General features: G+C 71.2%; 18 protein-coding genes and 1 pseudogene. 10 read left to right on the top strand and 9 right to left on the bottom strand.

All coding sequences use genetic code 11. The annotated features are described in order from the left end of the window. Positions 1 to 36 precede the first annotated feature (36 nt). Complete coding sequence (locus OIC96_RS34415) at positions 37 to 1,110, bottom strand: sialidase family protein (protein WP_330304111.1); 1,074 nt, start codon at positions 1,108 to 1,110, stop codon at positions 37 to 39. A gap of 149 nt (positions 1,111 to 1,259) precedes the next feature. On the opposite strand from OIC96_RS34415, the gene OIC96_RS34410 reads away from it, so the two are divergent. Together OIC96_RS34410 and OIC96_RS34405 are read left to right on the top strand one after the other, a co-directional pair. Further along, a complete protein-coding gene (locus OIC96_RS34410) occupies positions 1,260 to 1,889 on the top strand; it encodes a hypothetical protein (protein ID WP_330304112.1) in 630 nt (209 codons plus the stop codon). Positions 1,890 to 1,980: 91 nt separating this feature from the next. Further along, entirely contained in the window at positions 1,981 to 3,270 is a 1,290-nt protein-coding gene (locus tag OIC96_RS34405) for an MFS transporter (RefSeq protein ID WP_330304113.1), read from the top strand. Positions 3,271 to 3,391: 121 nt separating this feature from the next. Here OIC96_RS34405 and OIC96_RS34400 read toward each other — a convergent pair whose 3' ends face one another. Further along, positions 3,392 to 3,622, bottom strand: a complete 231-nt coding sequence (locus tag OIC96_RS34400; protein ID WP_330304114.1) for a hypothetical protein — start codon at positions 3,620 to 3,622, stop codon at positions 3,392 to 3,394. A gap of 58 nt (positions 3,623 to 3,680) precedes the next feature. On the opposite strand from OIC96_RS34400, the gene map reads away from it, so the two are divergent. Both map and OIC96_RS34390 read left to right on the top strand, forming a co-directional pair. After that, positions 3,681 to 4,538: a type I methionyl aminopeptidase gene (map, locus tag OIC96_RS34395; protein ID WP_330304115.1), complete on the top strand. Its 858-nt coding sequence runs from the start codon at positions 3,681 to 3,683 to the stop codon at positions 4,536 to 4,538. A 180-nt stretch (positions 4,539 to 4,718) separates the two neighbouring features. Then, positions 4,719 to 5,387, top strand: a complete 669-nt coding sequence (locus OIC96_RS34390) for a biliverdin-producing heme oxygenase (RefSeq protein ID WP_330304116.1) — start codon at positions 4,719 to 4,721, stop codon at positions 5,385 to 5,387. A gap of 251 nt (positions 5,388 to 5,638) precedes the next feature. Here OIC96_RS34390 and OIC96_RS34385 read toward each other — a convergent pair whose 3' ends face one another. Both OIC96_RS34385 and OIC96_RS34380 read right to left on the bottom strand, forming a co-directional pair. Continuing rightward, entirely contained in the window at positions 5,639 to 6,322 is a 684-nt protein-coding gene (locus OIC96_RS34385; protein ID WP_330304117.1) for a PhzF family phenazine biosynthesis protein, read from the bottom strand. Continuing rightward, positions 6,315 to 7,199, bottom strand: a complete 885-nt coding sequence (locus OIC96_RS34380) for a hypothetical protein (protein WP_330304118.1) — start codon at positions 7,197 to 7,199, stop codon at positions 6,315 to 6,317. The genes OIC96_RS34385 and OIC96_RS34380 overlap by 8 nt, the downstream gene beginning before the upstream one ends. Before the next feature lie 84 nt (positions 7,200 to 7,283). On the opposite strand from OIC96_RS34380, the pseudogene OIC96_RS34375 reads away from it, so the two are divergent. From OIC96_RS34375 to OIC96_RS34355, 5 genes and pseudogenes are all read left to right on the top strand, one after another. Further along, positions 7,284 to 7,889, top strand: a pseudogene (locus tag OIC96_RS34375) (ATP-binding cassette domain-containing protein); the annotation flags it as partial. 180 nt (positions 7,890 to 8,069) lie between these two features. Beyond that, the gene (gene efeO, locus OIC96_RS34370) at positions 8,070 to 9,206 is read left to right on the top strand and encodes an iron uptake system protein EfeO (RefSeq protein ID WP_330304119.1); all 1,137 of its coding nucleotides are present in this window, start codon (positions 8,070 to 8,072) and stop codon (positions 9,204 to 9,206) included. A gap of 10 nt (positions 9,207 to 9,216) precedes the next feature. Continuing rightward, complete coding sequence (efeB, locus tag OIC96_RS34365; RefSeq protein ID WP_330304120.1) at positions 9,217 to 10,533, top strand: iron uptake transporter deferrochelatase/peroxidase subunit; 1,317 nt, start codon at positions 9,217 to 9,219, stop codon at positions 10,531 to 10,533. A 3-nt stretch (positions 10,534 to 10,536) separates the two neighbouring features. Continuing rightward, positions 10,537 to 11,412, top strand: coding sequence for an iron uptake transporter permease EfeU (gene efeU / locus OIC96_RS34360; protein ID WP_330304121.1), 876 nt, complete (start codon positions 10,537 to 10,539; stop codon positions 11,410 to 11,412). Continuing rightward, entirely contained in the window at positions 11,369 to 12,382 is a 1,014-nt protein-coding gene (locus tag OIC96_RS34355) for a hypothetical protein (RefSeq protein ID WP_330304122.1), read from the top strand. Before efeU ends, OIC96_RS34355 begins: the two co-directional genes overlap by 44 nt. Positions 12,383 to 12,451: 69 nt before the next feature. Here OIC96_RS34355 and OIC96_RS34350 read toward each other — a convergent pair whose 3' ends face one another. Then, positions 12,452 to 13,180, bottom strand: a complete 729-nt coding sequence (locus tag OIC96_RS34350; protein ID WP_330304123.1) for a bifunctional DNA primase/polymerase — start codon at positions 13,178 to 13,180, stop codon at positions 12,452 to 12,454. Positions 13,181 to 13,353: 173 nt separating this feature from the next. Between OIC96_RS34350 and OIC96_RS34345 the strand changes: the two genes are divergently transcribed. Then, on the top strand, positions 13,354 to 14,229 hold the full coding sequence (locus OIC96_RS34345; protein ID WP_330462148.1) for a glycerophosphodiester phosphodiesterase: 876 nt from the start codon (positions 13,354 to 13,356) through the stop codon (positions 14,227 to 14,229). On the opposite strand, the gene OIC96_RS34340 is transcribed toward OIC96_RS34345, so the two are convergent. The 4 genes from OIC96_RS34340 to OIC96_RS34325 all read right to left on the bottom strand — a co-directional run bounded on the left by OIC96_RS34340 (position 14,216) and on the right by OIC96_RS34325 (position 18,630). After that, positions 14,216 to 14,836: a TetR/AcrR family transcriptional regulator gene (locus OIC96_RS34340; RefSeq protein ID WP_330304125.1), complete on the bottom strand. Its 621-nt coding sequence runs from the start codon at positions 14,834 to 14,836 to the stop codon at positions 14,216 to 14,218. The two genes, OIC96_RS34345 and OIC96_RS34340, sit on opposite strands and share 14 nt — an antisense overlap. Positions 14,837 to 14,889: 53 nt before the next feature. Then, positions 14,890 to 15,882 carry a small ribosomal subunit Rsm22 family protein gene (locus tag OIC96_RS34335; RefSeq protein ID WP_330304126.1) on the bottom strand — a complete coding sequence of 331 codons (993 nt, stop codon included), beginning with the start codon at positions 15,880 to 15,882 and terminating at the stop codon, positions 14,890 to 14,892. Positions 15,883 to 16,141: 259 nt separating this feature from the next. Then, the gene (locus OIC96_RS34330; protein ID WP_406501509.1) at positions 16,142 to 17,323 is read right to left on the bottom strand and encodes a serine hydrolase domain-containing protein; all 1,182 of its coding nucleotides are present in this window, start codon (positions 17,321 to 17,323) and stop codon (positions 16,142 to 16,144) included. Further along, entirely contained in the window at positions 17,269 to 18,630 is a 1,362-nt protein-coding gene (locus OIC96_RS34325; RefSeq protein ID WP_330304127.1) for a multidrug effflux MFS transporter, read from the bottom strand. Before OIC96_RS34325 ends, OIC96_RS34330 begins: the two co-directional genes overlap by 55 nt. Positions 18,631 to 18,675 lie beyond the last annotated feature (45 nt).

Here is an 18,675-nt window from a genome sequence, read left to right as displayed (position 1 = left end):
GGCCGACTTTACGTGCGCCGATCGCGGCTGTGGGCCTCAGGTGAGGGCGGTCACGGGGATACGACGGAAGGTGATCGTCTCGTACGCGCCGAAGTCGCCAGTCTCGTAGAGAAGGCCGACGGTCGTGGCGTCGACGCGTACGAGATCGGAGTACGCGGCGGGCAGCCCGTCCAGCGTGTACGCGGTACGCCAGGTGGTGCCGGCGTCCGGGCTGGCGCGCACGGTCATCAGGGCGCGGAAGGCGGGATCGGCGGGGCCCGAGTACAGGAGCAGGTCGGGGTCGCGGAGCTGGAGGAGGCTGCCCTGGACGACGGGGGTGACGAGCCCGGCCTGCGGGCGGAAGGGTTTGACCAGGCTCCTGCCGCCGTCGAGGGAGTGGGCGTCGGCGCGGTTGCCGGGGGAGGCCGAATCGTTGCGGGTGCTGAAGTAGACGCGCCCGTCCGGGAGTTCGGCCGCCGTCGTCTCGTTCACGTTGATGTAGCCGTTGGTGTTCTCGTCGAGGTAGCCGAGGTACCAGGTCTCGCCGCGGTCGTCGCTGAGCAGGCAGTGGCCGCTGTTGTACTTCGGCTCGGTGCCGTTGTCCGTCCCGGTGGGCGGGAGGGTGTGGTTGCCGGGGACGACGACCCGGCCGGAGGTCAGCTGGACGGCGTGCCCGGGCGTGGTGGCGTACCACCGCCAACTCGCCTTCTTCACCTGCGCGGTGATCTCCTTCGGGCTCGACCAGGTGAGCCCGTCGTCGTCGCTGTGCTGCACCCAGACGCGGCGCCCGTCGGCCGCCTTCACCTTGCCGCGCAGCAGGGCGTCCTCGCTCGCGCCGGCCGCGGCACGCACGTGTACGAGGAGGACGCGTCCGGTGTCGAGGACAACGGGTGCCGGGTTGCCCGCGAGGTTGTCGCCGTTCTTGGCGACGGCCTGGAGCGGGCCCCAGGTGAGGCCGCCGTCCGACGACCGCTTCAGCACGATGTCGATGTTGCCGTGGTCCTGCGCGGAGCCGACCCTGCCCTCGCAGAACGCGAGGAGCGTGCCGGTCTGCGTGACGACGACGGCGGGGATCCGGAAGCTGGCGTAGCCTTCGCGGCCGGCGCGGAAGGGGGTGCTCGCTTCTGCCATGGGGGCTCCTGGTGGTTGCTTCCGATGGATTCCTGTGGATTCCGATGGATGGGGCGCGTGTGACCGGTGATCGGTTCCTCTGCCCAGCTTGGACGAATTCGTGGTGAACTCCGGGTCACGAGTGGCCGGTTGCGGCAGGATGCGTTCGTATGGATGCCGTACGGGTGGCGTTGCTGCGCGAAGTGCTCGCCGGGACCGAGTGGTTGGGGGCCACGCGGCGGTTCGCCGGGGTGCTGCGCGGGTCCGTGGTGTCGTACGGCGGCGGGTTGCTGCTGGTCGGCACGGAGGAGTACGAGCCGTGGCATCTCGCGGCGCATCTGGTGGACGAGGCGGCGTGGTCGGGGACGCCGGAGCTGTCGCCGACGTTGGTGCGGCACGGGGCGCGGGCGTCTGATCCGGCCCACTTGGCGGTGGGGCTCGGACGTATCGAGGCGGCCCGGCGTGGCGAAACGTTGCTTGTGGTGTCGCCCGGCTCGGCCGGGGCGGGGCTGCTGGAGCGGGTGCACGACGCCCGGCGGGCCGGGGCGACGGTGCTCGCGGTGTCCGCGTCGTCCACGTCGTCCGCGTCGTCCGCGGGGGGCGGTGAGCTGCCGGCGCTGGCCCATGAGTCGCTCGTCCTGCCGGCCGGTGCTGAGCTGGACCTCGATACCGTGCAGCATCTGGTGAGTGCGGCGGCCGGTGAGAACGCGGTGCCGCATCCGCGGGGGAAGCGGCGTCTACGGGACCGGCTGTCACGGCTGGCTGATCAGCTGACGGCTCCGCCGTCGGCGCGGTGGTAGGGCGCGGCGGATTCTTCCCAGCCACCTGCCTGCGGCGCACCCTCGAAAAGCAGTTGCCCTCGCCCACGGCTCGCCCTGACCATGGCCGGTCATGAGCTCCTCCTCCCGGCTCCGTTCGCTGCTGCCCGATCTGGCCCCCTGGCGGGCCTCCGCCGACTTTCGGCGGCTGTGGGTGGCCGGGCTGATCACCAACTTCGGGAGTTTTCTGACGTTCGTGGCGCTGCCGGTGCAGATGAAGGTGCTGACGGGGTCGGCGGTGGCGGTGGGAGCCATCGGGGCCGTGGAATTGGTGCCGCTGGTGGTGTTCGGGTTGTACGGCGGGGCGCTCGCCGACGCCCTGGACAAGCGGAAGCTGATCGTCTACACGGAGGCCGGGCAGGGGGTGCTGTGCGCGGGACTGCTCGTCAACGCGCTGCTGCCGCACCCGGCGGTGTGGCCGTTGTACGCGGTCGCCGGGCTGTCCGCCGCGCTCGGCGCGATCCAGCGGCCGGCGCTGGACTCGCTCACCCCGCGGATCGTGGCGCACGAGCACCTGCCGGCCGCCGCCTCGCTCAACTCGCTGCGCTGGACGGTGGGCGGCGTCGCGGGCCCGGCGCTCGCGGGCGTTGTCGTGGCGTACGCCGGGCTCGGCTGCGCGTACGCCGTGGACCTGGCGACCTTCGTCGTGTCGGTGGCGCTGGGCCTGGGCATCGCCGCGTCGCCCGCCGCACACGAGGCCGCGAAGCCGTCGCTGCGGTCCATCGCGCAGGGCGCGCGGTACGCGTGGAGCCGCAAGGAGCTCCTCGGTACGTACGTGATCGACCTCGCGGCGATGTTCTTCGCGATGCCGCTCGCGCTGCTGCCGTTCCTCGCGGACGAGCTCGACGCGGAGTGGTCGCTGGGGCTGATGTACGCGTCGGTCCCGGCCGGGGCGCTGCTCGTGAGCCTCACCAGCGGGTGGACCTCGCGCATCCACCGGCATGGGCGGATGGTCGCCCTGGCCGCGGCGTGCTGGGGGCTCGCGATGGCGGCCGCGGGGGCTGTGCACAGCGTGTGGCTGGTGTTGCTGTTTCTCACCCTCGGCGGCTGCTGCGACATGGTGAGCGGGATCTTCCGGGGCGCCATCTGGGACCAGACGATCCCGGACGAGCTGCGGGGGCGGCTCGCCGGGATCGAGTTGCTGTCCTACTCCGTGGGGCCCACGCTCGGGCAGGCCCGTGCCGGAGGGATGGCGGCGTGGACCAGTGTGCGGACGTCGATCTGGTCAGGGGGGTTGATCTGCGTGGGTGCGGTGGGGGTCCTGGCCGCGTTTCTCCCGAAGCTGATGGCGTATGACGTGCGGACGAACGAGCATGCGGTGCGGATGCGCTCCGCGCGGGTGACGCGGGAGACGGTCACGTGACGGGCCGGTGGGGGCACGCCCGACCTGCTTTCCAGCCGCACCGCCCGTGACGGTCGCCTGACAGGCACAGGTCTCCCGTGGGGGCCGGGCGCCGTCGGCGGCCGCCGGGCAGTGGGGCCGTTCAGTCGTCGTCCGCGTCCGGCGACGGCGCGTCATGCCACTTCGGGTCCGTCTCCCACTCGAGGTTCCGCTCCTGCGCGGTCTGCATCGCGCGTGTCGCCTCCTCGCGGGAGGCGTACGGGCCGAAGCGGTCCTTGCCCGGGCACTCGGGGCCTTCCTCGACCTTCTTGTGCTCCAGGCAGTAGTACCACTCGCCCGGCTTGCCGACGGTCCGCTTCTTGAAGAGGGCCATGAACGGCTCCTTTCGCCAGGGACATGGTCCCCCATGCCCGCTGGTTAGACTCGCTGGCATGTCTGGCCAGTCGCTGCTCGTACCAGGGGAGCTCTCTCCCACCCGTCCCGTCCCGGGAAACATCCGGCGTCCCGAGTACGTGGGCAAGCCCGCCCCCACGCCGTACACCGGAGCGGAGGTGCAGACGCCCGAGACGATCGAGGCGATGCGGATCGCCGGGCGGATCGCCGCGCAGGCGATGGCCGAGGCGGCGAAGCTCATCGCGCCGGGTGTGACGACGGACGAGCTGGACCGGGTGGCGCACGACTACATGTGCGACCACGGCGCCTACCCCTCGACCCTCGGCTACCGCGGTTTCCCCAAGTCGCTGTGCACCTCCGTCAACGAGGTCATCTGCCACGGCATCCCGGACTCCACTGTCCTGCGGGACGGCGACATCATCAACCTCGACGTGACGGCGTACATCGGCGGTGTGCACGGCGACAACAACGCCACGTACCTGGTCGGGGACGCCGACGACGAGTCGAGGCTGCTGGTGGAGCGGACCCGGGAGTCCCTCAACCGTGCCATCAAGGCCGTCAAGCCGGGCCGCCAGATCAACATCATCGGGCGCGTCATCGAGTCGTACGCGAAGCGGTTCGGGTACGGGGTGGTGCGCGACTTCACCGGTCACGGGATCAACTCCTCCTTCCACTCCGGGCTGATCGTTCCCCACTACGACAGCCCGCACGCGACGACCGCCATCCAGCCCGGGATGACCTTCACGATCGAGCCGATGCTCACGCTCGGTACGCACGAGTACGACATGTGGGACGACGGGTGGACCGTCGTGACGAAGGACCGGAAGCGGACGGCTCAGTTCGAGCACACGCTGGTCGTCACCGACAGTGGCGCGGAGATCCTGACCCTGCCGTAACCCCGCTTCAGACTGTCCCCGAGCCCGCCCTGTCCACAGGGCGGGCTTTCTCATGTGAGCTTGATCGGGAATCGGGGTACCGTTTTACCGACAGGACGTCGGGAAGTCATTGACTTAGGTAAGCCTAACCATAGAAGGTGGGCTGGATCTCGTCCCCTCCTCTTCGGCTCCGGAGGCCTCATGAACGCGACGGACACGTCGAGCGCCACCTTCTCGACGCTCATTCGCACCGCGTCGCACGAGCAGCACGTGGAGGCGGAGACGTCGACGTTCATGAGCGACCTGCTCGGCGGCCGGCTCGGCGTCGAGGCGTACGCGCGGTACACCGAGCAACTGTGGTTCGTGTACGAGGCGTTGGAGGCGGACGTCGAGCGTCTGGCGGCCGATCCAGTGGCCGGGCCCTTCATACAGCCCGAGTTGCTGCGCCGCACCGCCCTTGAGCGCGACCTGGCCCATCTCCGGGGCCCCGACTGGCGCGCGACGCTCACCGCGCTGCCCGCGACCCGGGCGTACGCCGACCGCGTGGCCGAGTGCGCCCGCGAGTGGCCCGGCGGTTATGTCGCCCACCACTACACCCGCTACCTCGGCGACCTCTCCGGCGGCCAGATCATCCGCGGCAAGGCGGAGCAGACCTGGGGCTTCCCCCGCAAGGGCGACGGCGTCCGCTTCTACGTCTTCGAGGGCATCACCAACCCCGCGGCGTTCAAGCGGGGTTACCGCGAACTGCTGGACGGGGTCCTCGCCGACGACCTGGAGAAGCAGCGCATCATCACCGAGTGCAAGCGCGCGTTCGCCCTCAACACGGCGGTCTTCGTGGCCCTGGGGGAAGAGTTCCCCTTGACCGCGTAGGCCTGCCGGCTCGGGGCAGTCGGGGGTTTGTACGTCGGCTGCGGGTGGGTGTGGGCTGGTCCAAAAGATTGCGCAGTTCCCCGCGCCCCTTAAGGGGCGGGGGATCGGGGCGAAGCCCCGCCGAAGGGGCGCGGGGAACTGCGCGAGCAACCCCCACCGGCCCGCAGCCGACGAACCACCCACGGGGTCTGGGGCGGAGCCCCAGGAACGGGATGGGACGGGTAGGGGCGGCGGGGGCGAAAAAGGCACCCTCAGCGCTCCAGGTGTACCCGGCCCCCCACCTCGACCCAACCCCCCGGCTGCGGCGCGGTAAGGATCTGCGACCCCATCCCCTGCACAATGTTCAGCGCCCGCCCCAGCTGATGCGTAAGAAGCAGCGCCGCCGCCCCCGTAGCCTCGTCCTCATCGATCCCGTCGCCCCGCCCGGGAAACGCCCGAGCCCGCACCCGCCCCGCGGCCTCGTCCTCCCAGGCCCAGGCATAAATCCTCCCCCAGACTCCGTCCGGGGGGACCCCCATCTCGCTGCGCTCGCCAGGCTCGGGAACAGCCAGCGCATCGACCTCGGCACCGGACCCGTACCGCCGCAACGTACACGCCGGCGCCCACTCCGCCCGCGCCTCGATCCAGCTGAACTCCCCGTCCAGCCGCACCCCCACCACCCCGGCAGGCGTGACCAGTTCGGGTACGTCGAGCAGCCACCCCACCCCGACACACGGATGCCCGGCGAACGGCAACCGCAGCGTGGGCGTGTAGATGTCGATGACCCCACGCTCGGGGTCGTCGACGAACACGGTCTCGCTGAACCCGAGTTTCGCGGCGAACATCTGCCGTTCCTCGCGCTCGGGCATCACGGAGCCCTCCCGCACGACACCGAGCTCATTGCCATACCCGCCGCCGGGTCCACAGAAGACCCGCAGCACGTCGTAGTCAGTCACTCCGGCATTCAAACATCACCCGCGCCGCGAGGTCGTCCCAAGCCGCGGGACCGCCGGGCAGCGGCCAGGAGCGGGTGAGACCGTGCTCGTACGGCAGCGAGGACACGACGTCGCCGTACGCGCGTTCCATGGTGGCCCGCTCGCGCTCCACGCCGGGTCCCGAGCGAGCGCGCAGCCGCTCCATCCGCTGCTCGTGCCCCGCGGTCACCTCGTCCGCCGTGCGCCGCCAGACATCCTCGTCCGGCGCACGGGCCAACACCACGCACACGGGGTCCCGGCCCTCCGCCAACGCCGCCACGGCCCGGTCGTGGCCGTCCAGGATCAGCCAGCCGTCGAGGGATGAGACCCACCACAGGAGTACGGGAGCCGGCGTGCCGTCGCGCGCGTGCTTGCGGTACGCCTTCACGCGGGGCGCGTCGGGCGGTGAGAGCTCGCGCAGCGGGACGACGCCCTGCCAGCCGCCCGCGCACCAGTCGAGGTAGCAGGCGGGCCAGTCGCGCGGGAAGTCGCCGGACCAGACGTACGGCGGGAACGTCCGCGCCTCGCTCAGCAGCCAGCGCCCGTCGTGCAGCGGGCCGTCCGCCGACTCCTCCAGCCAACCGGCATACCGGTGCGCCCAGTTGCCCGCGGACCGCGTCAGGGCCGAGCGGATGGGCGGCAGCGGGGAGCGGTAGCCGTCGAGGCGGTGCACGAAGAGGCCCTCGTAGGAGAGGTTGCCCTCGGGTCCGCGGTCGATCCGGCCGAGAAGCAGCGGGTGCCCGCCCTGGCGGAGCAGCAGCCGGCCCCCGTCCGCCGACTCGAACCGCAACGGCGGCGGACCGGGGCGACCGGTCACCCCCAGCACGAGGCCGCCCGCCCCCAACAGTTCCCTCTTCATGGAGAAGAGTGTCGGGGACGGGCGACCTCGGGCCCACTCGATTACTGGGTGAGCCCGACTGCTACGACCGGGTGGGCCCGACCGCTACGCGCCCCCGGGCGCCCCGTGGCGGACTGGACGGCGCCCGAACTCGCCCCGCGCCGGGCCGTGCTGCCCCAGTCCGCGACCCTCTCCTTTCCGTTCACGGTCGAGGAGGTCGTACGGATGGGCCGCGCGCCCTGGGCGGGCACAGGCCGGGAGGACGACGACGCGGCCGTCGCGCAGGCCATGGCGGCCACGGAGGTCACCGGGTTCGCGGCCCGCCCCTTCTCCGCGCTCAGCGGTGGGGAGCGGGCCCGGGTCGCGCTCGCCCGGGTGCTCGCCCAGCGCGCCCCGCTGCTGCTGCTCGACGAACCGACCGCCGCACTCGACCTCAGACACCAGGAGTTGGTGCTGCCTGTGTGCCGGGAAAGGGCGCGCGCCGGGGACGCGGTGGTCGTCGTGCTGCACGATCTGGGGCTCGCGAGCGCGTACGCGCGCCGGGTGGCGATTCTGTGCGCCGGTCGTGTCGCGGCCGACCGTTCGCCGGGCGACGTGTTCACCGGCGACTTGCTGAGCGATGTCTATCGGCAGCCTGTGGAGGTGTTCCCGCACCCCAGGACCGGTGCCGCCCTGATCACTCCGAGACGGGGACTCTTGACTCGCGCTTGACCAGTTCATGGGGTGCGTTTTGAGCCGCCGTGATCAAGCCGTTCCTATGCGACGACTGTGAGAGCTGAATCACCGGACCGGTGGGTATCAGTGAGGCAAGCCTCAGATAAGTTAGGCCAGCCTCACCATCCCCGCACGGCCCCACCGTGCGGATTGTCCGATTCTTCTCTTGGAGCCTGAATGCGAGCCGTCCGACTCTCAGTTGTCACCGCTGCCGCCACCGCGGCCGCTCTGACCGCCGTCACGGGCTGCACCGAGAAGAGCGACGCCAAGAACGGCGACGCGATCAAGGTGACCGCCGCCGACTCCAAGTGCACGACCTCGTCGAAGTCGGTCCCGGCAGGCCAGGTCACGCTGCAGATCGAGAACAAGGGCTCGAAGGCCACCGAGGTCGAGATCCTCTTCCCGGACGACCGGATCGTCTCCGAGAAGGAGAACATCGGCCCGGGCACCAAGTACACACTGACCGCCGAGGTGAAGGCCGGTTCGTACGAGATCGCCTGCCGCCCCGGCATGAAGGGCCTCGGCGTCCGCCAGAAGCTCACGGTCACCGGCGGCAAGGTCGCCAAGCGCGACCCGCGCCTCGACAAGGCCGTCGCCGCCTACCGCGAGTACGCGCAGGAGCAGGCCGACGCCACGCTGCCCAAGGCCGAGGCGTTCGCCAAGGCCGTCAAGGCCGGCGACATCGAGGCCGCGAAGAAGGAGTTCGCGGACTCGCGCCTGGGCTGGGAGCGCACCGAGCCCGTCGCGGAGTCCTTCGGTGACATCGACCCGAAGGTCGACGTCCGCGCGGACGGCCTGGAGGACGGCCAGAAGTGGACGGGCTGGCACCGCCTGGAGAAGTCCCTCTGGGAGGACAAGAAGATCGGCGCCGAGGAGAAGACCCTCGCCGACAAGCTGGTTTCCGACCTGACCGACTGGCAGAAGCGCGTCGGCAAGGCCGTGATCACCCCGACCTCCATGGCCAACGGCGCCAAGGAACTCCTCGACGAGGTCGCCACCGGCAAGGTCACCGGCGAGGAGGACCGCTACTCGCACACCGACCTGAGCGACTTCAAGGGCAACGTCGAGGGCGCGCAGAAGGCGTACGAGCTGCTGAAGCCGGTCGCCAAGGAGAACGACGCCGCGCTGACGACCGAGCTGGACAAGCAGTTCACGGCGCTGAACACGCTGCTGGACAAGTACCGCACAGACAAGAGCTCGTACGACTTCACGTCGTACGACAAGGTCGGCAAGGCCGACCGCAAGGAGCTCTCGGACGCGGTCAACGCGCTCGCCGAGCCCCTGTCCAAGCTCGCCGCCGCCGTCGTGAAGTAGGAGCCGCACCATGACGGACAACACGGACACCACGAGCACCACGAGCACCACGAGCACCACGGAAGCCTCGGGAGCCGCGGAGGCCGCCACCGGCGCCTCTCCCTCCCGGCGTTCGCTGATCGGCTGGGGCGGTGCCGGGCTCGCGCTCGGTGCCGCCGCGGCCGGCGGCGCGGTGGCGATGGCCCGTACCGGCAACGACGTGGACCCGACCGCCGCCGAAGCCGGCGCCGCGGTCGCCTTCCACGGCGCGAACCAGGCGGGCATCGCGACCCCGGTGCAGGACCGGCTGCACTTCGCCGCGTTCGACGTGAAGACGGACGACCGCGCCGAGTTCGTAGAGATGCTGAAGGAGTGGACGGCCGCCGCGCGCCGGATGACCGGCGGGCACACCGTCGGCGAGGGCGCGTACGGCGGTCTCGCTGAGGCGGCGCCGGACGACACCGGCGAGGCGCTGGGCCTCAAGCCCTCGCGGCTGACGCTGACGATCGGCTTCGGACCCTCCCTGTTCGAGAAGTTCGGGCTGAAGGACCAGCGGCCCGAGGCTCTGGTCGATCTGCCGAAGTTCCCGGGCGACGCCCTGGAGAAGGCGCGCAGCAACGGCGATCTGTGCATCCAGGCGTGCGCGGACGACCCGCAGGTCGCGGTGCACGCGATCCGCAACCTCGCCCGGATCGGCTTCGGCAAGGTCGCCATCCGCTGGTCGCAGCTGGGCTTCGGCAAGACCTCGTCGACGACACCGGACGCGCAGACCCCGCGCAACCTGATGGGCTTCAAGGACGGCACCCGCAACATCGCGGGCACCGAGACGGACCGCCTGAAGAAGTTCGTGTGGGTGGGCGAGAAGGACGGTCCCGACTGGATGACCGGCGGCTCGTATCTCGTCGCCCGCCGCATCCGGATGCACATCGAGACGTGGGACCGGACCTCCCTCCAGGAGCAGGAGGACATCTTCGGCCGCGACAAGGGCGAGGGTGCCCCGGTCGGCAAGGCCAAGGAGCACGACAAGCCGTTCCTGAAGGCGATGAAGCCCGACGCGCACGTGCGGCTCGCGCACCCCGACTCCAACGACGGCATCACGATCCTGCGCCGCGGCTACTCCTTCACGGACGGCACCGACGGCCTGGGCCGCCTTGAGGCGGGCCTGTTCTTCCTCGCCTACCAGCGTGACGTCCGCAAGGGCTTCATCCCGGTGCAGCGCAGCCTGTCGCGCACCGACGCGCTCAACGAGTACATCCAGCACGTGAGTTCGGCGGTCTTCGCCGTCCCGCCCGGCGTCCGCGACAAGGACGACTGGTGGGGCCGCGCGCTGTTCTCCAAGGAGGCGTAGCCCGTGTTCGGCAACTATCTGATCGGTCTGCGCGAGGGGCTGGAAGCCAGCCTCGTCGTCTGCATCCTCATCGCCTATCTGGTGAAGACGGACCGCAAGGACGCCCTGAAGCCGATCTGGATCGGCATCGCCGTAGCGATCACCGTGGCCCTCGGCTTCGGCTGCGCGCTGGAGTTCGGCTCCCAGGAGATGACGTTCAAGGCGCAGGAGGCGCTCGGCGGTTCGCTGTCGATCGTCGCCGTGGGCCTGGTGACGTGGATGGTCTTCTGGATGCGGCGCACCGCGCGGCATCTGAAGTCCGAGCTGCACGGCAAGCTGGACGCGGCCCTGGCGATGGGCACGGGCGCGCTGGTCGCGACCGCCTTCCTGGCGGTCGGCCGCGAGGGCCTGGAGACCGCGCTGTTCGTGTGGGCGTCGGTGCACGCGGCGAGCGACGGCACACCCCGCCCGCTGATCGGGGTCGCCCTCGGCCTCGCCACCGCGGTCTTCCTCGGCTGGCTCTTCTACCGCGGCGCGCTGAAGATCAACCTGGCCAAGTTCTTCACCTGGACCGGCGGCATGCTGGTCGTCGTCGCCGCGGGTGTGCTCGCGTACGGCGTGCACGACCTCCAGGAGGCCGACTTCATCCCCGGCCTGACGAACCTGGCCTTCGACATCAGCAACACCATCGATCCGACGAGCTGGTACGGCACCCTCCTGAAGGGCGTCTTCAACTTCCAGCCCGACCCGACCGTCCTCCAGGTCACGGTGTGGGCGCTGTACCTGGTCCCGACACTCGCGATCTTCCTCGCTCCGGTAGGGTTCGCCTCCGGGAAGGGGAAGGTGAAGGCACCTGATGAGCACGGATCGCGCGGGTCACAGCCCACGAAGGCTTCGTAGTCTCAACCAATTCGCCCTGGCAACGGGGGCGGTGACCGTTCTGTCGTTGACGGCGAGCGGCTGCGTGGTGGTGCACGGCGAGCGGGAGATCGTGCCGGCGGCGACACGGGCGGAAGCCGCCCGCGCGCTCAAGGACTTCACCACCGCGTACAACAAGGCGGACAAGGAGTACGACCGTTCGCTGGACGCGGACCGGGTCACCGGGCCGCTCGCCGACATCGACGGCGCCAAGCTGAAGGCCGGGCACAAGAACAACCCGGGCGGCAATCCGGCGCCTTCGGCGCTGACGTTCAGCGACGCGAAGTTCGTGATACCCGAGAAGGCAGCCTGGCCGCGCTGGTTCGTCGCCGACACGGCCGCCAACAAGGGTGTGCCGGGCAGCCGTTGGCTGCTCGTCTTCACCCGCGGCAACGCGAACGACGTATGGCAGGTCTCGTATCTGACCGTCCTCGCCGCCGCCGACGTACCGAAGTTCAAGACGGACGAGAACGGCTATGCCCAGCCGGTCACCGCCGACGACGCGGCCCTGGCGATCGAGCCGGAGAAGCTGAGCCAGTCGTACGCGACGTATCTGAAGGCCGGCGGTGACACCTTCGCCGCGGGCACGCACACCTCGCAGTGGCGGGCCCAGCGCAAGAAGTTCGCCAGCAAGCCGGGTCTCGCCCGGCAGTACATCGACGAGCCGCTGGCCTCGGGCGACTACGCCCCGGTGGGGCTGCGCACCGCGGACGGCGGAGCGCTGGTGTTCTTCACCACGCACCGCTACGAGAAGCAGACCGCCGCGGCGGGCACCGAGATCCCCGCGCCCACCGCGGACGTGCAGGCCCTGACGACCGGCGAGATCAAGCAGTCCCTCACCCTGGAGTTCGTCTCCAACCAGGCGGCCCTGGACCCGGCGAAGAGCTCGGGGAGCGAGGGAGTGTCGATCCTGGGGCGGATCGAGGGGCTGACGGGAGCGAAGGGCGAATAGCGGCAGGAGCCTGCCGCACCTGACTGCGCCCTGTCTTCGGGGTTCAGCCTCGGGGCTCAGCCTCGGGGTTCAGCCTCGGTGCGGCCAGGCAGCCAGCTGGTCCGACTCGTTCTCGCCCGCGTAACGGGCGCACGCGTCGGTGAGGATCTCCAGCAGGGTGAGCGGGTCCGGCAGGGCGTACTCCGGCCCCCGCACCCACTCGACCGTCAGATCACCCGGCAGCCGCGCCGGCGGAACAAGCACATACGACCCGCGGCAGTGCCATCGCAGCCCCGGATGCTCGTCCATCGTCTCGGGATGGCAGTCCAGTTCGCAGGGCCACCACTCGTCCTCGTCCTCGGGCGTACCCCGCGTGGCCGTGAAGAAGAGCATCCGGTCACCGCCCGACTCCGCGACGGGCCCCACCTCGATACCGGAAGCCAGCAGCCGCTCCAGCGCCTCGCGCCCGGCGTCGAGCGGCACGTCGAGGACGTCGTGCGTCATGCCGGTCGCGGTGATGAAGTTGGCCTTCGGCTGGTGCCGGGCCCAGCGCTCGATCTGCGCGCGGTCGGTGGTGGACTGCGTCTGCCAGGCGAAGGAGACGGGGTGGCGCGCGGGGGTGGGACAGCCGACGCGGTCACAGGAACACCGGTAGCCGGAGGGGTACGCGGCCTGCGCGAGCGGCAGCCCCGCGGCGGCAGCGGCGAGCAGCAGGGTCTCACGCCCGCCGTCATCCGCGGTCTCCTTGGGGCGGCGTCCCCGCAGCCACTGGGAGATCCTGCCCTGCGTGCCGGAGCGGCGGCCGAACTCTGCGCTCATCTATCCCCTCGCCTCGCCTCGCCGTTGTGCCCACGTCCTGCCCTATGGTCCCACCATCCTGCGCCCCGGGTGGCCAGAGCCCACATCCGGGGTAGGTGGGGCGATGCCTCACCCAGACCCGGATCGAGTGTCATTACCAGCTTTCATGCGATTTGTCCGCCTACCGTGTCGCCATGGTCACCAGGACTGCACTCATTGGTCTCGCCGGCCTCGCCTCGCTGGCCCTGGCGGGACCCGGCTCCATCCCGGCCCCGCTGGAGTGGGGTGCGGGACCGCTGACGGTGGACGCCCTCCCCCGCGTCGTCCATGTCGCCCACCGCGGCGGCGCCCGGGAAGTCCCGGAGAACAGCATGTCGGGGCTGATGGCGGCGTACGAGCGCGGTACGGCTCAGGTGCTCGACCTCGACACCCGCATGCTGCGCGACGGGACCTTGGTGGTCATGCACGACGCGACGCTGAACCGCACGACCTACGCGGGCGGCGCGGTGCGGGATCTGGATCTCCGGGAGTGGCAGGGGGTGCGGCTGCACCCCAGGGATTCACTCCCCGGCAGCTGGCGCGCGGAACGCCCACCGACCGTCGCCGAGGTGCTGGACCGCTTCGGCGGGCGGATCGTGCTGACGCTGGAGGCCAAGGACCCCGGCAGCCTGGACACGCTCGCCGCGATGCTCCGCGCCCGTGGACTGACCCGGTCGGTGTTCCTGAACTCCAACGACCCTGAGGTGGCCCGGCGCGTCCACCGCCTGGGCCTGGTCAGCCAGTTGTGGCGCTCGGCGGCCCAGCTGCGCACCGACCGCCCCGAGCGCTGGGCGTCGTTCGTCGACCTCCTCGACGTCGACCACAAGGCACGTGACACCGATCTCGTACGGGCGGTGAGATCCGGGATCCCGCGGGTGTGGGCGCACACCGTGGTCACTCCGGCCCAGCGCGACCGGGTGCTCGCGCTGGGCTGCGACGGCGTCATCACGGACGCGCCGGGCAGGTTGTGGAAGGCGTCGACGAGGAGGGCCTCTCAGCAGACCCCCGTCGGGCCTCTCAGCGGGGGGTGAGGCCGTAGAGGGCGTACTCGACGAGGGTCTCGGTGTATTCGTACGAGATCGGGCCCGTGCGCTGGAGCCAGCGCTGGGCGAGCGGGGAGACGAACAGCTCCAGGGCGATGCGGGGGTCGATGTCCTGGCGTACGGCGCCCTTGTCCTGCGCCGAGCGCAGCCGCCGTACATACAGCTGGAGTTGGGGTTCCAGGAGCTTGGTCACGAACTCGGCGCCGAGCCGTTCGTCGACCACGCCCTCGGCGGCCAGGGCTCGCGCGGGGGCGTCGAATTTGGGCTCCAGCAGCTCGTCCACGGTGGCGCGCAGGACCAGTTTGAGGTCGGCGGCCAGATCTCCCGTGTCCGGGATCTCGTACGACTCCTGCCCCGCCGCCCGCGCGGCCTGCTCACCCAGGTCCATGAAGGCGTCGAGCAGCACGTCCGCCTTCGACGACCACCAGCGGTAGATCGTCTGCTTGCCGACTCCGGCGCGGGCCGCGATGCCCTCGATCGTGGTCCTGGGGTAGCCGACCTCGCCGACGAGTTCGAGGGCGGCGGCATGGATCGCCCGACGCGACTTCTCGCTGCGGCGGGTGGAATCGGGGCTGGTCTTGGGCTTCTGGGCCATGACCCGAACCTACCAGGGCAACGATACGGAGCGTCTCGTCCTCTCCGCCCGCACTAGTCCTCCGCGGCCGGCGGCCAGGCGTCGCCCCACTCCGCGTCACGGGCCGCCCTGTACAGCGGTCCGTGACGCTTCGTCACCGTCTCCCGGCGCAGGGCCTCGTCCGGCTCGCACAGGTCGAGGAGCACCTGGCCCTTGCGGATCTGCGGCTTGCGTACGACGCGGGAGGGGGCCGGGGTGGGCGGGAAGCGGGTGGCGGCGACGTAGCTGAACTTCTCGTCCTCGTACGGCAGGGAGCCGCCCTTGACCTGGCGGTGCAGCGAGGAACGGGCGACCCGGGCGGAGAAGTGGCACCAGTCCTCGCCGGGGACGATGGGGCAGGCCGCGCTGTGCGGGCAGGGCGCGGCGACATGGAACCCGGCGCGGATCAGGCGGTCGCGGGCCTCGATGACGCGGGCGTAGCCGTCGGGGGTGCCCGGCTCGATGATCACGACGGCCTGGGCGGAGGCCGCGGCGGCGTCCACCACGGAGCCGCGGTCGGCCTCGGTCAGCTCACCGAGGACGTACGACACGGTGACGAGATCAGTGCTCTCGATGGTGAGCGCTGATCCGATACGAGAGCGGTGCCACTCGGCGCCCTTCAGCTCGGGGTTCGCCGCGGCGATCTCCCGGCCCAGCGCGAGCGCGGGCTCGGCCCAGTCCAGCACCGTCACCGGGCGGGCGCCCTCCCACGTCGCGTTCACCGCCCAGGTGGCCGCGCCCGTGCCGCCGCCGACGTCCACGTGGCTCCCTGGCGTCCACTCCGGGACCGCGTCCGCGAACGCGTCCAGCGCCGCGCGAACCGCCTCGAACGTCGCGGGCATCCGGTAGGCCGCGTACGCCACCACGTCCGAGCGGTCGCGGAGGATCGGGGTGTGGGTCGGGGTGGTGCCCCGGTAGTTGGCGATCAGCCGGTCGACCGCCTGCGTGGCCGCCTTTGGGGGGAGGCCGTCGAGGAGGCCCGCGAGGGCGGTGCGCAGGGTGTCGGCGGGGGGTACGGGGGCGTTCACCCGGCGATTCTACGGTCGCCGGGACCCCCGGGTTCCAAACGGTTTCGCCCCCGCCGCCCCTACCCGTCCCATCCCTGGGGGCTGCGCCCCCAGACCCCCGCTAAAAGATTGCGCAGTTCCCCGCGCCCCTTTTAGGGGCGCGGGGAACTGCGCGACCAGCCCCCACCCACCCGCAGCCGACACACAACCGAACGGGGTCTGGGGCGGAGCCCCAGAAGGATGGGACGGGTAGGGGCGGCGGGGGCGAAGAAACGCGGGGTCAGGCGCCCCGTACCGCGCGAGCCAGTCGCGTCGCCGCAGACGCGCGCGGCTTGTTGTCAGCAGTGCGGCGTCTGGGGTGGACGGTGTTGGCGAGCAGCACCAGAAACGTGTCCGTCGCCGGGTCCAGCACCAGCGACGTACCCGTGAAGCCCGTATGGCCGGCCGCACCGCGCCCCGCGAGCGCCCCCATGAACCAGGGCTGGTCGAGGGCGAAGCCGAGGCCGGGTGGGGTGAGGAGGAGTTCGACGAAGTCGGGGCCGAGGATGCGGGCGGGGCCGTAGGAGCCGCCGGCCAGGAGGGTGCGGCAGAAGACCGCCAGGTCGCGGGCGGTGGAGAAGAGGCCCGCGTGGCCCGCCACTCCGCCGAGCGCCCACGCGTTCTCGTCGTGGACCACGCCCCGCAGCATCCCGCGGTCCACCTTGGCCCACGGCCGCCGCTGATCCTCGGTGGCCGCCGCGCCCGGGCAGGGCCCGAACCCGGTGGCCGTCATGCCGAGCGGCCGGGTGATGCCGTCCCGGACGAGGACGTCGAGCGCGCGCCCGGTGACGCGCTCCAGCACGTACTGGAGGAGGAGCGGGTTGAGGTCGGAGTACATGTACTCGCCCGGTTCGGACGTCGGGGGCTCGGCCCGGAGCATCATGAGCCGCGCCGCGTCGTCCGGGCAGTCGTACAGCGGGAGTTCGGGGCGCAGCCCGGAGGTGTGGGTGAGCAGCTGTCGTACGGTGATGTCGTACGCGGCGGCCGCGCGGAACTCCGGAAGATACGCGCCGACCCGCGCGTCGATGCCCAGCGTGCCGCGCTCCAGCTGCTGCACCGCGGTGACCGCCGTGAACAGCTTGGTGAGGGAGGCCAGGTCGCAGGGCGTGTGGACGGTCATGGGAACCCGTGCCCCCGGCGGGAGTTCGACGCCCTTGTCCGCCGCCTCGTCGTAGGACGCGTACCGCACCGCCCACCCCGCCGCCTCCTCGACGGCGATCACCGGGCCGCGCCCCGCGACCAGCACCACGCCCGCCGCCCAGGGGTTCGCCCCGCGCGTGAGGGCGCGTACCTCTCGTACGAGCTGACGCAGTTCTCCGGGGTCGAGCCCGGCCCGTTCGGGTGTGTCGACGCGCAGTCTCGGTGCGCTCAGCTGTCCGCCGCCTTTCCGTCCGGTGTGCGTCGCGTCTGCCAGGGACGGCACAGTCCCACGAAGCAGGCGATGGCCACCAGTACTGCGGCCAGTTGGACGACGGCCATCGGGACGGCGGTGTGCTCCCCGGCGATGCCGACGAGGGGCGAGGCGATCGCGCCGATGAGGAAGGAGGAGGTGCCCAGCAGCGCGGAGGCGGAGCCGGCGGCGTGCCGCACGCGCATGAGGGCGAGCGCCTGTGTGTTGGGCAGGGCGATGCCCATCGCGGACATCAGCACGAACAGCGCGGCGGCCACCGGGACCAGGCCGGTCTCGCCGAAGACGCCGGAGGACATCAGCAGCAGCGCGGTCGCGGCGACGGCGATGGCCGCGAGACCGGTGGCGAGGACCTTGTCGAGGCTGACCCGGCCGACCAGGATCTTGCCGTTGATCTGGCCGACGATCACCAGGCCGACGGAGTTGAGGCCGAAGAGCAGGCTGAACGTCTGGGGCGAGGCTCCGTAGATCTCCTGCACCACGAACGGGGACGCCGAGATGTACGCGAACAGCGCGGCGAACGCGAAGCCGCCCGCGAGCATGTACCCGGCGAAGACCCGGTCGGCGAGCAGTCCGCGCATCGCGCGCAGCGCCTCGCCGACGCCGCCGCTGTGCCGTTCGCCGGGCGCGAGGGTCTCGGGGAGCCGGAACCAGACGACGGCCGTCAGCGCGATGCCGACCGCCGTGAGGACCACGAACACGCCCCGCCAGTCGGTGAAGCGCAGGATCTGCCCGCCGATGAGCGGCGCGACGATCGGGGCGACGCCGGAGATCAGCATGAGGGTGGAGAAGAAGCGGGCCATCGCCATGCCGTCGTACAGATCGCGGACGACGGCCCGGGCGATCACGATCCCGGCCGCGCCCGCGAGGCCCTGCGCGAGCCGGAAGGCGACGAGGAGTTCGACGTCGGGTGCGAGGGCGCAGAGCACGGTGGCGACGACGTAGATGGCGAGGCCGGCGAGCAGCGGGCGCTTGCGGCCCCACTTGTCGCTCATCGGTCCGACCACGAGCTGTCCGAGCGCCATCCCCGCGAGGCAGGCGGTGAGCGTGAGCTGCACGGTCGCGGCCGGGGCGTGCAGCGACCTCGTGACCTCCGGCAGCGACGGGAGGTACATGTCCATCGCCAGCGGGGGCGTGGCGGTGAGCCCGCCGAGGATCAGGGTGACGAGGAGTCCGGTGCGGCGGAGGGCGCCGGCGTCGGGGGTCCCGGCGGGGGCTGCCTCGGCCGGGGCGGGCGGCGGCGCCGGGTCGGCGACCAGCGACGTGGCGTCGGCGGCCGCCGTGTTCGGTATGTGTCCTTCCGGGCCGTCCTGGTCCCGCATGTGCCCCTCCCTCTCCGAGTGATCCGCCACCTATGCTCTCAGTTC

Source organism: Streptomyces sp. NBC_00775 (assembly GCF_036347135.1).
Lineage (GTDB): Bacteria > Actinomycetota > Actinomycetes > Streptomycetales > Streptomycetaceae > Streptomyces > Streptomyces lutosisoli.
This window is presented reverse-complemented; position numbering and strand designations above follow the sequence as displayed.